Annotated in this window: 7 protein-coding genes; 5 read left to right on the forward strand and 2 right to left on the reverse strand. The window is 61.7% G+C overall.

What is annotated here, in order from left to right; genetic code table 11:
* Nucleotides 1-194: 194 nt before the first annotated feature.
* From MWH26_RS09780 to MWH26_RS09800, 5 genes are all read left to right on the forward strand, one after another.
* Entirely contained in the window at nt 195-2,324 is a 2,130-nt protein-coding gene (locus MWH26_RS09780) for an RICIN domain-containing protein (RefSeq protein ID WP_247974122.1), read from the forward strand.
* Between the two features lie 218 nt (nt 2,325-2,542).
* The gene (locus MWH26_RS09785; protein WP_247974123.1) at nt 2,543-4,504 is read left to right on the forward strand and encodes a sialate O-acetylesterase; all 1,962 of its coding nucleotides are present in this window, start codon (nt 2,543-2,545) and stop codon (nt 4,502-4,504) included.
* A gap of 57 nt (nt 4,505-4,561) precedes the next feature.
* Entirely contained in the window at nt 4,562-6,019 is a 1,458-nt protein-coding gene (locus MWH26_RS09790; protein ID WP_247974124.1) for a glycoside hydrolase family 30 protein, read from the forward strand.
* Nucleotides 6,020-6,078: 59 nt separating this feature from the next.
* A complete protein-coding gene (locus tag MWH26_RS09795) occupies nt 6,079-7,545 on the forward strand; it encodes a glycoside hydrolase family 30 protein (protein WP_244696433.1) in 1,467 nt (488 codons plus the stop codon).
* A gap of 177 nt (nt 7,546-7,722) precedes the next feature.
* Nucleotides 7,723-8,775: an alpha/beta hydrolase gene (locus MWH26_RS09800; RefSeq protein WP_247974125.1), complete on the forward strand. Its 1,053-nt coding sequence runs from the start codon at nt 7,723-7,725 to the stop codon at nt 8,773-8,775.
* A gap of 192 nt (nt 8,776-8,967) precedes the next feature.
* Here MWH26_RS09800 and MWH26_RS09805 read toward each other — a convergent pair whose 3' ends face one another.
* Both MWH26_RS09805 and bglX read right to left on the reverse strand, forming a co-directional pair.
* Complete coding sequence (locus tag MWH26_RS09805; protein WP_375374014.1) at nt 8,968-11,094, reverse strand: glycoside hydrolase family 97 protein; 2,127 nt, start codon at nt 11,092-11,094, stop codon at nt 8,968-8,970.
* Nucleotides 11,095-11,648: 554 nt separating this feature from the next.
* On the reverse strand, nt 11,649-13,973 hold the full coding sequence (gene bglX / locus MWH26_RS09810) for a beta-glucosidase BglX (protein ID WP_247974126.1): 2,325 nt from the start codon (nt 13,971-13,973) through the stop codon (nt 11,649-11,651).
* Between the last annotated feature and the right edge of the window lie 209 nt (nt 13,974-14,182).

Here is a 14,182-nt window from a genome sequence, read left to right on the forward strand (position 1 = left end):
ACTCCGCCTGCTACCTAGCCTCCGAGCCCCTGGGTAGCGGGCGGCGCTTTTTCCGACCTGAATACCGCTTTCCTTCCTGCGTTCCGCAGTGGGGAGGCACCGCGCGCTACGTGGCGGCACCTGCTCCACTTACCCTGACTTGCTGGCCTTCCCAGGGCCTGTTAGTGCTTTTTCCACAACCAAACCCCACCACTATGAACACAACTACTTTTTGGACCACCAGGGTACCCCGCGCCGTGCGCTACCTGCCGCTGCTGTTAGCCGGCCTTGGGCTGAGCGAGGTGGCCGACGCGCAGAGCTTTCTGCGCGCCGATGGGCAACGCATTGTCAATGCCAGCAACCAGGAGGTTATTCTCAACGGCATGAACCTGGGCAACTGGGCTGTGCAGGAAGGCTACATGATGAAAGTGGGTTGGCCCGGCCTTGATGGCAAGCAAACCCAGGGCAAGGTCAAGAAGACGCTCTATAACGCCGGCATGAGCGACGCGGCGGTAGAAACCTTCTACCAGAACTACCGCGACGCCTTCATCACCAAGCCCGATATCGACTACATTGCCAGCAAAGGGTTTAACTGCATCCGCCTGCCCTTGCATTACGAGCTGTTTCTGACGCCCAGCCAGCGGGCGGTGCGCAACAGCGTGATGCGCGGCACGGTGTCGTACGACTCCTACGTGAGCCAGCTTACGGGCTGGTACAACGCCAATCAGCTCTTCACCGACCCGGCCAATATGGCGGCGCTGCGCATGATTGACAACACCCTGGCCTGGGCTCAGGCCAACAACATGTACGTGGTGCTGGACATGCACGCCGTGCCGGGCTCCCAGGGCACCGATGCCAACATTGCCGACCAGATTGTAGCCAACGACCTCTGGAACCGCCAAATCAACCAGGACGTGCTCAACCGGCTGTGGTCGTTCATCTCGAACCGCTACAAGAACGACGCCCGGGTGGCCATGTACGACCTAATTAACGAGCCGAACAACTACCCCAGCAACCAGAAGATTCACGACGTATTTCAGCGCCTGATTACGACCATCCGGAATCAGGGCGACAACCACCTGATTCTGGTGGAGGGCAACGGCTGGGGCAACGACTATAACTACCTGGAGCCTTTTACCTTCCCCAACCGCGCCAACCTGGTGTACAACTCGCACCGCTACAGCGGCACGGGCTACGAGATGGATAATGGCGTGAACTCCACCGGCGGCGGGCCCAACGACCTGCGCTTCATCGGCAACCTGCGCAACTTCCGCACTACCCACAACGTGCCCATCTGGATTGGGGAAACCGGCGAAAACACCGATACCTGGATGCGCGACGCGGCCAAGAACCTTAACTCCGTGGGCATTGGCTGGTGCCACTGGACCTACAAGCGCTTCGAGGACCGTAGCAACCCGGCCTTCATGCACATCAACCCGCCCTACGTGGTGGATGGGCCCGCGGGCCTGAATCAGGTGCTCACCAACATTCGGTTTGCGAACTGCGTGCCCAACACGACGGTAGCGGCCGTATCGCCCAACCAGAACGGCATCGTAAACTACCCCGGCGGCGGCAATTACAACGGCACCGCCGCTACGCCCAGCGGCCCGGCCATCGGGCGCATCTACGAAATCAGCTCCAAAAACGGCGGCAAAGCTCTGGAAGTGTCGAACAACTCCCAGGTGAACGGCGGCCGGGTGCAGCAGTGGACCTGGGCCAGCGTGGCCAGCCAGAAGTGGAAGCTGGTGGATGCTGGCGGGGGCTACGTGCGCATTGTGAACCTGAACAGCAACAAGAGCCTCGATATAGCCGGTCCCAGCACCGCCGACGGCGCCCTCACCCACCAGTGGGATTGGCTGAGCCAAGACAGCCAGTATTGGCAGATCATTGGTAACGGCGACGGTACCTACCGCATCATCAGCAAGTTCAGCGGCAAGGCCCTGGACGTGCAGAATAACTCTACCGCCGACGGAGCTGCCGTGCAGCAATGGACCTGGGGCGGCGGCGACAACCAGCGCTGGTGGTTCTCAGACCAGGGTGCGGCCCGGCCGGCCGCGGTGCTGGCCGCTACCCCCGGCTCGGCCGCCGACCTGCGCCTGCAAGTCTACCCCACGGTAGCGAATACGGAGCTGAGCCTGCACTACACCGCAGCGGCGCGGCAGCAGCTAACCCTGCGCCTGCTGGACCTAACGGGCCGCGTGGCCGTTAGCCAGGTAGGGCGGGCCGTTACGCCGGGCGACAATCAGCTGACGGTGCCCGTAGCCAGCGTATCGGCCGGGATGTACTTGCTGCAGGTAGATACCCCCGATGGGCAGCTCGTCCGCCGGGTGGTGGTGGCCCATTAAGCTTTGTCTAGAACCAGCCGGCCCCGGATGCTCGGGGCCGGCTTTTCTTACTGCCTATTGACAACACACGTACTTCCCTGACTAGTAACTCGTTCAGAAATGCCACGACCTGGCGTCCCGCCTCGTAGATAAGGCCAGATAAGACTGAGCCAAGGGTTGGTTGCACCAAACTCAGCTCAGCAGTGTCTTTCCTTCGATTCTCGTCCCCTTCCTTTGCCATGCGCTTTTTTTCTTGTCTTTGCTTTAGCACGACCCTGCTGCTGGCGGCTTCGCCTGCTGCGTGGGCCACGGTGCGCCTACCCCGCCTGGTGAACTCCCACATGGTGCTTCAGCGCCGCGTGCCGCTGCCGCTCTGGGGCTGGGCCGCGCCTGGCGAGACGGTGCGCGTTACGTTCCGGGGCGCCACGGCCCAGGCCACAGCTGGCTCCGATGGGCGCTGGCAGCTCAAGCTTCCGGCCCAGGCGGCGGGTGGCCCCTTCGAATTGGAAGTGAGAGGCCAGAACGTAATTCGGCTGACGGATGTGCTGGTAGGCGACGTGTGGCTGGCCTCCGGGCAGTCGAACATGGAGTGGCCCCTGCGCGAGACGACCGGCGGGCCGGCGGCCGTAACGGCCGCCAATCACCCTACCATCCGGTTGTTTACCGTGCCGAACCGCGCCGAGTCGCGGCCCCAGCCCGAGCTGGCCGGCGGCGAGTGGCAGGTATGCACGCCGCAGTCGGTGGCCAACTTTTCGGCCGTGGCCTACCACTTTGGGCGCGACTTGCAGCAGCGCTACCAAGTACCCGTTGGATTGATTGCAGCTGAGTGGGGCGGCACTGCCGCCGAAGCCTGGACCAGCGCCGAGGCCCTGCTGAAACTACCGGATTTCCGGGGGCCAGTGGCCGTCTTGCAAGGCCAGACCGGCTCATTTGCTGAGCAGGATGCCGCTTACGCAACTCGCTTGCGGGCCTGGCAGCAAAGCCCGGCCGGCCAGGACCAGGGCCTGCTGCCAGGCCAGCCCACTTGGGCCGACCCTACCCTGACGACGACCACCTGGAAGTCCATGCAACTGCCGGGCATTTGGGAAGGCCAGAGCCCGGAGCTGCGTGACTTTGACGGCATTGTGTGGCTGCGGCGGGAACTTACGCTGCCCCCTACTGCCGCCAATCAGCCCCTTACCCTGAGCTTAGCCCAGGTTGATGATCAGGACAGCACCTTTTTCAACGGAGTAGCCATTGGTGGTACCCGCGGCTACGACCAACTTCGGCGCTACTCGGTACCAGCCAGCCTTGTGCGCGCCGGCCGCAACATCATAACTGTGCGGGTTACGGATACGGGTAGCGGCGGAGGCATTTGGGGCAAGCCCACGGACATGACAGCCACGGTGGGCGGCCTCACCGTGCCGCTGGCTGGGGCCTGGCAGTACCGCCCGGCTTTCGACCCCAGCACCCGGCCCCGCAGCCCGTTCCCGGGCGGAACCCAGAACGAGCCAACGGCCCTGTTTAACGGCATGATTGCCCCCTTGCTACCTTATGCGCTGAAGGGCATAATCTGGTACCAGGGCGAAAGCAACGCTGGCCGCGACGCCCAGTACCGCACCCTGTTTCCGGCTCTGATTCAGGACTGGCGCACGCGCTGGCAACAAGGTCCCCTGCCCTTCCTGTTCGTGCAGCTGGCCGGCTACATGCACGACGGCCCGGAACCCGCCGACACAGACTGGGCCCGCCTGCGGGAAGCGCAGCGCTTTACCAGCCTCACAGTACCCAGAACCGGTATGGCAGTGGCCCTGGACCTGGGCAACCCCGACGACATCCACCCCCGCAACAAGCAAGACGTGGGCCGCCGCCTGGCCCTGCTGGCCCGGCAGGTGGCCTACGGCGAAACCGACGTGGTTGCCTCCGGGCCTACCTTCGAGAAGCTCTCCACGGCGGGCAACCAGCTGCTGCTTCGCTTCCGCAACGTGGGCAGCGGCCTGGTGCTCAAGCCTGGCGCCGCGGGTACGCCCGGCAGCTTTGCCGTAGCCGGACCCGATGGGCGCTTTGTGTGGGCGCGGGCGCAGGTCCAGGGCAACACCGTGGTGCTGCAGGCCGATGGGGTGACTAATCCGGTGGCCGTGCGCTACGCCTGGGGCAACAACCGCCCGGCTACCCTCTACAATCAGGAAGGGTTGCCGGCTTCCCCTTTTCGCTCCGATAACTAACCCCGCCACTACCCTCTTCCGCGGCCGCTACCCTCGCTACGGCATTCTTCTTCCTGCATGAAACTATTCCCCGGATTTCGCCTCGGATTGGCCTGTGTTCTGCTGCTTGGCTCGGCCGGCTGCGGCGGCAGCACCGACGACAGCACCCCTACGCCCAGCCCGGCCCCACCCGTGCCGCCCCAGCCGGCCGGCCCGTCTCAGGTTGCGCAGTGGCTAACGGCACCCGATAAATCGGCTCTGTTCTATAAAAGCACGTCGCCGCTGAACTTTCAGGCGACCAGCAGCCAGAACCCGACCATCATCGTGGACACAACCCAATCCTACCAGTCCATTGACGGCTTTGGCTACACGCTTACGGGTAGTAGCGCCATGCTACTCAAGCAGATGAGCGCCACAGCCCGGGCGGCCCTGCTCAAGGAACTGTTTGCCACCGACGGCGCCAGCATCGGCACCAGCTACCTGCGCGTTAGCATCGGGGCCTCCGACCTCGACGTGGGCGTGTTTACCTACGATGATGCCGCCCAACCCGACCCTACACTGGCCCAGTTCAGCCTCGCCCCGGATAAAGTCAATCTAGTTCCGGTGCTCAAGGAAATTCTGGCTATCAACCCCAGTATCAAGATTCTGGGCTCGCCCTGGACGGCTCCGCGGTGGATGAAAACCAACAACAGCTACATCGGGGGGGCGCTGAAACCGGAGTATTACGCGGCCTATGCCCAATATTTTGTGAAGTACCTGCAAGCCATGCAGGCTGAAGGCATCCGGCTGGACGCCATTACGTTGCAAAACGAGCCCCTGCACGACGGCAACAACCCCAGCATGCTCATGTCGGCGCTGGAGCAGGCCACCTTCATCCGCGACCATGTGGGCCCGGCCCTGCGCGCGGCTGGTCTCACCACCAAAATCATTACCTACGACCACAACCTGGACAAGCCGGAGTATCCGCTCACCATTCTGCGCGACCCGGGAGCCAGCCAGTACGTGGATGGCTCAGCCTTCCACCTCTACGCCGGCGACATCACGGCCATGACTACCGTGCGCAATGCCTTTCCGAGCAAGAACGTGTACTTCACGGAGCAGTGGGTAGGCGGCCCCGGCGACTTTGCCGGCGACCTGAAGTGGCACGTGAGCAACCTCATCATTGGGGCTACCCGCAACTGGAGCCGCAACGTGCTAGAGTGGAACCTGGCCGCCGACCCCAACTATGGCCCCTACACTCCCGGAGGCTGCAGCACCTGCCTGGGCGCCCTGACCATCAGCGGAGACAACGTGACCCGCAACACGGCCTACTACACGGTGGCTCACGCCGCGAAGTTTGTTCGCCCCGGCTCGGTGCGCATCAGCACCAACGAGCTTGGCAACCTACCAAACGTGGCTTTTAAGAACCCCGATGGCAAGAAGGTACTCATTGTACTGAACGCAGGCAACGCTACCCAACGCTTTGCTATTCAGTACCGTGGCAACGTTGCAACTACCTCGCTTGACAAGGGCGCAGTGGGCACCTACGTGTGGTAGGCCCGCTCCGCCTGACGGTCATTTCCTCTCCTGATTTCTCGCACCAGATTTTTTTACGCATGCAAAAATCCTTATTGGCCGTTCTAGTGGCGGCCGGCATTGGCACTACTGCTTCCGCTCAAAAACCTACGGCCACCGCGCCCAAATCGTACTCGGCGGCGGGCAAGCAGGTGCAGGTGTACACCACTGCCGACAACTCCCAGCTCCGCTTAAGTGCCACTGACAAGCTCAGTTTCAAGGAAGTAGGCCAACCCCTGGAAACCCAGCCCACGGTGTTCGTGGACCCGACCCACACCTTCCAGACCCTGGTAGGCATTGGCGCGGCCCTCACCGATGCCTCGGCTGAAACCTTTGCCAAGCTGCCCAAAGCCCAGCAGCAGGAGTTTCTGCAGGCCTACTTCAGCCCCAGCCAGGGCATTGGCTATACGCTGGGCCGCACCAACATCAACAGCTGCGACTTTTCCAGCGACACCTACACCTACGTGCAGGACGGCGATAAGGAGCTGAAAACCTTCAGTCTCAAGCACGACGAGAAGTACAAGATGCCCTTTATTAAGCAGGCTACGGCCGCGGCCGGGGGCAAGCTGACCTTGTACGTAAGTCCCTGGAGCCCACCGGCTTGGATGAAGGACACCAAGAACATGCTGCAGGGCGGCAAGCTCCTGCCCGAGTTCCGCCAGAGCTGGGCCGATTACTACGTGAAGTTCATTAAGGCCTACGAGAAGGCTGGTATTCCGGTCTGGGGGCTCACGGTGCAGAATGAGCCCATGGCCAAGCAGAAGTGGGAATCCTGCATTTTCACGGCCGAAGAGGAGCGCGACTTCGTGAAGGGCTTCCTCGGGCCGACCCTGAAAAAAGGCGGCCTCTCGGACAAGAAGCTCATCGGCTGGGACCATAACCGCGACCTGGCGTTTCAGCGCGCCGCTACCCTCTTCGACGACCCCGAAGCCAGCAAGTACTTCTGGGGCCTGGGCTACCACTGGTACGAAACCTGGACCGGCTCGGGCATGCAATTCGACAACCTGCGCCGCGTGCACGAAACCTACCCCGACAAACACCTAGTGTTCACGGAAGGCTGCGTAGAAAACTTCAAGTTCGATAACGTGCAGGACTGGAAGCTGGGCGAGCGGTACGGCAATTCGATGATCAACGATTTCAACGCCGGCACCGTCGCCTGGACCGACTGGAACATCCTGCTCGATGAAACCGGCGGCCCCAACCACGTCGGCAACTTCTGCTACGCCCCCGTCATCGGCGACACCCGCAGCGGCAAGCTCATCTACACCAACGCCTACTACTACATCGGCCACTTCAGCAAGTTCGTGCGGCCCGGCGCCCGGCGCATTGCCACCGCCTCCAGCCGCGACGTGCTGCAAACCACCGCCTTCCTCAATCCCGATGGCAAAGTGGCCGTGGTGGTGATGAACCAAACTGATAAGGAGCAGCCCTTCCAGCTCTGGCTGAAAGGTCAGGCCGCCCAGGCCACCAGCCGCCCCCACTCCATTATGACGATGGTAGTAAATTAAGCTGCATTTTCTGGCTGATTATAGCTGACGAACCCTTCATTGAACGTCCTGCTGAGCGCAGTCGAAGCCTCTCTACCGCTGGCTATACTCCTGACGTGAGGACAAAGCGGTAGAGAGGTTTCGACTGCGCTCAGCAGGACGTTCTTTGTTTTCAGTAATCCTCTGTTTTTCCTTCTGATGCGCTTCTTCACGTTGATTCTGCTGCTGGGGGTACTCTGGCAGCGGCCCGTAGCCGCTCAGTCGCCGGCCAGAGGCCGCGTGGTCGTCACCTACCTCGATTCCAAGCTGCTGAAGGGCAACCCGGGCGGCGAAAACCCGCGGCGCCGCGTAAGCGTGTACCTGCCGGCTGGCTACGAGGCCACTGCCGCCAAGCGCTACCCCGTGCTCTACTACCTGCACGGCTTCACCTGGAACGACAGCCTCCTTTTCCATGCTGATGGGCTGGGCGAGCTGCTGGATCAGGCCATTGCCGACGGCAAGATTCGCCCCCTGATTGTGGTGGCTCCCAACGAGCAGACCCTGTTTCAGGGTAGCTTCTACACCAACTCGGCCACCAACGGTCCCTGGGCCGACTTTACCGCCCGGGAGCTGGTGAGCTTTATCGACAAGAACTACCGCACGCTGGCCAAACCCGCCAGCCGGGGCTTGGGGGGCCACTCCATGGGCGGCAACGGTACGTTGCGCCTTGCCATGCTGTACCCCGGCACGTACGCGGCAGCCTATGCTCTGAGCCCGGCCTTTGTGGCGCCGCATCCGGAGTGGATGGCGGCGCGGCCGAGCCAAGCCGCGGCCAGCCGGGCTACCTCCCGGGCGGTCATCCAGCAGGACTTCAATGCTATCCGGCTGGTAGCCTGCGCCCGGGCCTTTTCGCCTACGCCGGGCAAAGGAGCTTTTGGAGCCGCCCTACCCTACTCCGTCAGTTCCGACAGCCTCATCCACCGCGACGCCGTGCTGGCCCGGTGGGGCGCCGCTTCACCGGTAGCGCTGCTGCCTACCCACCTCGCCAGCCTGCGCCAGTTGCGCGGCCTGGCCTTCGACTGGGGCGAACAGGATCAGTTCCAGCACATTCCAGTAACCTGCCGCCTGCTGGACACCCAGCTTTCGGCCTACGGCATCCCGCACGCCGCTGAGAGCTACGAGGGCAACCACGGCAACCGCATCATGGGCCGCGAGGGCCGACTGTACCAGAAGCTGCTGCCGTTCTTCAACCAATTGCTACAGTTCGAGTAACCCAAGCCCCCAGTGTCATTCCGAGCAGAGCGAGGAATCTGGGTTAACCTGAAGCCGCTATAGACAATCCACACCAACTTCGTTTGTCATCCTGCCCATTCTCTCCGCTACTCCCCGCACACGTTAAAAGGCCCGCCGGAATCCAAGGATTCCGGCGGGCCTTTTTTGTTGTAGGCTACCTAGTAGCTTGGGTTACTTAGCTTCCATCACGCTGATGGCGTAGCCGCCGCCGGGGGCGCAGTACTGGCTCAGCTTGGTTTTGCTAGTGACGTTCTGCTTGCGAATCTCGTAGGCCTGCGGGTTCTTCTCGTAGTGGGCGTCCTTCTTATCGGCGTAGATGGTAGCCACGTACTTCTTACCGGGCTCCAGGAAGCTCAGGTTGATTTTCGAGGTGCGGCCCTGCTCGTCGCAGGTGCTGCCGATAAACCAGCTGCTCTTGCCCTTGGCCTTGCGGGCGTAGGTGATGTAGTCGCCGGGCTCGGCTTCCAGCACGCGCGTGTCGTCCCAGTCCACGGCCACGTCCTTGATGAACTGGAAGGCGTCGAGGTGCTTATTGTAGGTTTCGGGCAGGTCGGCGGCCATTTGCAGGGGGCTGTACATGGTCACGTACAGGGCCAGCTGCCGGGCCAGGGTGCTATGCACGAAGGAGTTATTCTGCGGATTGTAGGCGCTGATTTTCGTTTGGAAGATGCCGGGCGTATAGTCCATGGGGCCGCCGATGAGGCGGGTGAAGGGCAGAATGGTGGTGTGGTCGGCGTTGTTGCCCCCGAACGATTCGTACTCGGTGCCGCGGGCGGCCTCGTTGCCAATCAGGTTGGGGAAGGTGCGCGAGAGGCCGGTGGGGCGCACGGCTTCGTGGCCGTTTACCATGATTTTATACTTGGCCGCCTTTTCCAGCACGTAGTTGTAGTGGTTGATCATCCACTGGTCGTAGTGCTTGTGGCCCAGGGGCACGATGTCGCCCACGTAGCCGGTTTTCACGGCGTTGTAGCCGTACTTGTTCATGAACTGGAAGGCCGAGTCGAGGTGGCGCTCATAGTTGCGCACCGAGCCCGAGGTTTCGTGGTGCATGATGATCTTCACGTTCTTGCTCTGAGCGTAGCGGCTCAGCTCCTGCACGTCGAAGTCGGGGTAGGGCGTCACGAAGTCGAACACGTAGTCTTTGTGCTTGCCGAACCAGTCTTCCCAGCCGGTGTTCCAGCCTTCTACCAGCACGCCATCCAGCCCGTGCTTGGCCGCAAAGTCAATGTATTCCTTCACGTGGGCCGTGTTGGCGGCGTGGGTGCCGTTGGGCTTCACTGTGCGGTAGTCCACCGAGTCGAGCTTGATGTTCTCCAGGTTGGTGTACGACCAGGTGCTCTTGCCCGTAATCATCTCCCACCACACGCCCACGTACTTCACCGGCTTAATCCAGGATACGTCCTTGAACTTGGTGGGCTCGTTGAGGTTGAGCACCAGCTTGGAGAGCAGAATGTCGCCGGCTTTGTCGCTGACTATCACCGTGCGCCAGGGCGAGTTGGCTGGGGTCTGGAGCAGGCCCTTGTCCCCTACCGCGTCGGGCGTGAGGTGACTTTCCAAGACCATGTTCTTGTCGTCCAGCTCCAGGTGCATGGCTGAGTAGTCGATCAGGGCCGCCTCATGGATGTTGATGTAGAGGCCGTCCTGGCTCTTGAGCATCAGGGGCGTTTGCACGCCGGTGGCCGAGAACGGGGTTTGAGAGGCATTGGGAGTAGTCGCCGCCTTCATCAGCCCGCGCACTTCCGAGAGCTTGGACGTGACGGTGCTGTACTCCTGAGTGTCGTAGTCGCCGGGCAGCCAAAAGGCTTTGTGGTCGCCGGCCAGGGCAAACTGCGTGCGCTCCTCCTTCACGGTGAAGTAGTCGAGGCCTTTCTGCTGGGGAAACTCGTAGCGGAAGCCCAGCCCATCATCAAACACCCGAAAGCGCACCCGCATGACGCGGTTGGTTTGGGCCTGGGTGAGCGTCACGGCCAGCTCGTTGTAGTGGTTACGGATGTTCTTGCTTTCGCCCCACACCGGCTGCCAGGTTTCGTCGAAGGAGCGGCGCTCGGCGCTGGTTTGGGTGAAGCCGCTGGTAAGGGCAGTCGTATTTTTCAGATCAAGGCCCAGCTTGCTGGTTTTCAGCACGGGCCGGCCTTTGTAGGTGAGGCTGTAGGTAGGCACGCCGCCTGCCTGTACGTTCACACTGAGCGTGAACTGTTTGTTGGGCGACTGAATATCCTCGGCCTCAGCCGCGCTACCCAGCAGCAGGCCGCAGAGCAGCAGCACGCCGCGGCTGAAACGGCGAAAAGGTTGAGGCAAGGCAGAAGGTAGTACCTGGGCGCCAGTCTGCTTCCGGGAGGAAACGGGCCAGCTTATGCGGTCAATGCACATGGTGGGAAGGAAAAGAGAAGGTTCGACGCAGCTTGCTCCGCGAAGGAAATATGGGAAGATACGCAGCAGCAAGTTGACGCTCTTCGCTGCGGCCTGCTACTTCCGCGTTGTCTGCTTTCCGTGCGCTATTGACTAAATGACGGTCGGGTTACCTGATTACGTCAGCAGCAAACAGAACATCATGCAGAGGCGGAGCCGAAGCATCTCGCTCGAATCGTCGGGTAGTAAACCAGACATCAGCACGCGAGATGCTTCGGCTCCGCCTCTGCAGGACGTTCCTATGGCAAAGGACACAGAATGATACGGTCTTCACCTGCCCCGTCGAGCTAAAAAACAGAAGCGCGAAGCCCCCTGAAGAAGCTTCGCGCTAGCGGTGTAATCGGCTTCCGGAGCACTAACCCGCTCCCCTATTAGCGGATCAGTTTCCGGAAGCCCCCGCGCGCTCGTCCCACAACAAGGCGCAGGTAGTAACGGAGGTGACTTTATTGGGCAGCGAGCTTGAAAGTTGCCGTCTGCACGTCGCGGGAGTTGCCGCCCACGAACACCTGGAAGTCGCCGGGCTCGGCCACGAACTTGAGGTCGGCGTTGTAGAACTTCAGGTCCTCGGGCGTGAGGCGGAAAGTGAGCGTGCGGCTCTCGCCTTTTTTCAGCATCACTTTTTGGAAGCCTTTCAGCTCCTTCACAGGGCGCGAGATGGAGCCGACCATGTCGCGGATGTAGAGCTGGGCTACCTCCTCGCCGTCGTAGTTACCGGTGTTTTTCAGGGTCACCTTCACGTCCAGCGTGCCGTTCATGGGCAGCGTGGTCGTGCTTAGCTCGGGCTTGCCGTACTCGAAGGTGGTGTAGCTCAGGCCATACCCGAAGGGATAGAGCGGGTCGTTGCTCACGTCCATGTAGCGCGACTTGTACTTGTCCAGCGCCACGCCCTGGTAGGGCCGACCGGTCATTTTGTGGTTGTAGTAGAGTGGAATCTGTCCCACGTGCTGGGGGAAGGTGGCCGTGAGCTTGCCCGAGGGGTTGTAGGCCCCGAACAGCACGTCGGCAATTGCGTTGCCGGCCTGGGTGCCCGCAAACCAGGTTTCCAGGATGGCGTCGGCGTTCTGGTTTTCCCAGGGCAGCGTCATCGGGCGGCCGTTCATGAGCACGATGACCAGGGGCTTGCCGGTTTTCTTCAGGGCCTTGAGCAGCTCCAGCTGCTGGCCGGGCAGGCCAATGTCGGCACGGCTGGCGGCTTCGCCCGTCATGCCTTGGCTCTCGCCTACGGCGGCCACAATGACGTCGGCGCCCTGGGCTACCTGCACCGCCTCGCGGATCATTTCCTCCGCGCTGCGCTTGTCCACGTTCAGCTCGCCGCCGTGGGCGTTGAGGCGGTCAATCATCTGCTGGTCGTCGGTGAAGTTGGCGCCTTGGGCCGTGACAATCTTCACGCCGTTACCGGCCACGTTCCGGATGCCCTGCTCCAAGGACACGGCCTGCTTCCAGTCGCCGGCTCCGCTCCAGCTACCAATCATGTCGCGCTGACGGGTAGCCAGCGGGCCGATGAGGGCAATGGTGCCCTGCTTTTTCAGGGGTAGGGCGTTATTGCTGTTTTTGAGCAGCACCAGGCTTTTGCGGGAAATGTCGCGGGCATCGGTGATGAACTCCTTCTTCATCATCGTGGCCTTGGCGCGCTTCTCGTTGGTGTAGAGGTAGGGGTCTTTGAAGAGGCCCAGCTTCCACTTAGCTTCCAAGATGCGGCGGCAGGCCACATCAATCTGCTCCTGCTTCACGGTGCCGTCCTTGAGATTCTGGGCCAGGTTGCGCAGAAAAATCTCGCCCACCATGTCCTGGTCGATGCCCGCGTTCAGGGCCAGGGCCGACACTTGGGCGTCGTCGCCCATGCCGTGGGCGGTCATTTCGTTGATGGCCGTGTAGTCGGTCGCCACGAAGCCCTTAAAGCCCCACTGGTTGCGCAGCAGCTCCGTCATCAGCCACTTATTGCCGGTGGCGGGCACGCCGTTGATATCGTTGAAGGAGGACATCATGGAGCCGGCGCCGGCTTCCACGGCCGCTTTGTAGGGTGGCAGGTACTCGTTGTACATGCGCACCAGGCTCATGTCGGTGGTGTTGTAGTCGCGGCCGGCTTCGGCGGCCCCGTACAGGGCAAAGTGCTTCACACAGGCCATGACGGTGTTGTTCTTGCTCAAGTCGTCGCCCTGGTAGCCGCGCACCATCACGCGGGCAATCTGGGAGCCGAGGTAGGGGTCCTCGCCCGAGCCCTCACTGATGCGGCCCCAGCGCGGGTCGCGGGCAATGTCCACCATGGGCGAGTACACCCAGTTCAGGCCATCGGCGGAGGCTTCTTCGGCGGCAATGCGGGCACTGCGCTCAATGGCCGTGAGGTCCCAGCTGGAAGCCAAACCCAGGGCAATCGGGAAGATGGTGCGGTGGCCGTGGATGACGTCGTAGCCGAAGATGAGCGGAATTTTCAGGCGAGTATCCTTCACGGCCATTTCCTGGAGCTTGCGCGCGGCCTGGGGCGTAAACGTGTTCAGCACCGAGCCCACGTTGCCCTTGCGGATGCTGGCGTCCACGTCCTTGCTCACGACTGGGCCGGTCACGTCGAAACCCACGGTAATCATATTGAGTTGACCGATTTTCTCCTCCAGGGTCATCTTCTGCATCAAGTCGGAGATGAACTTGTTCATCTTCTCCTCATCGGCCGCGGCCACCGTAGCAGCGGAAGGCCCCGCCGACATATGGGCTTGCAGTTGCGGCGTGAGCAGCCCCAGCGACATGAGCAGGGCAGTACGAAAAACTCGTTTCATGTGGGAATGGAATTATGGAACAGGCAATATTCAGGAAGGCAGGTAATGACCTAGGTAGCACTATCAGAACGTCATGCTGAGCTTGTCGAAGCATCTCTACCGCTTCGTTCTGGTGGGGCGCCTCACCCCCCGGCCTCCTCTCCGGCAGAGAGGGGGAGCCGAACGATTATAGAGTAGCCCGCACGCGAGATACTTCAGCTGCGCCGCTG

It is taken from the genome of Hymenobacter sublimis, from assembly GCF_023101345.1.
Lineage (GTDB): Bacteria > Bacteroidota > Bacteroidia > Cytophagales > Hymenobacteraceae > Hymenobacter > Hymenobacter sublimis.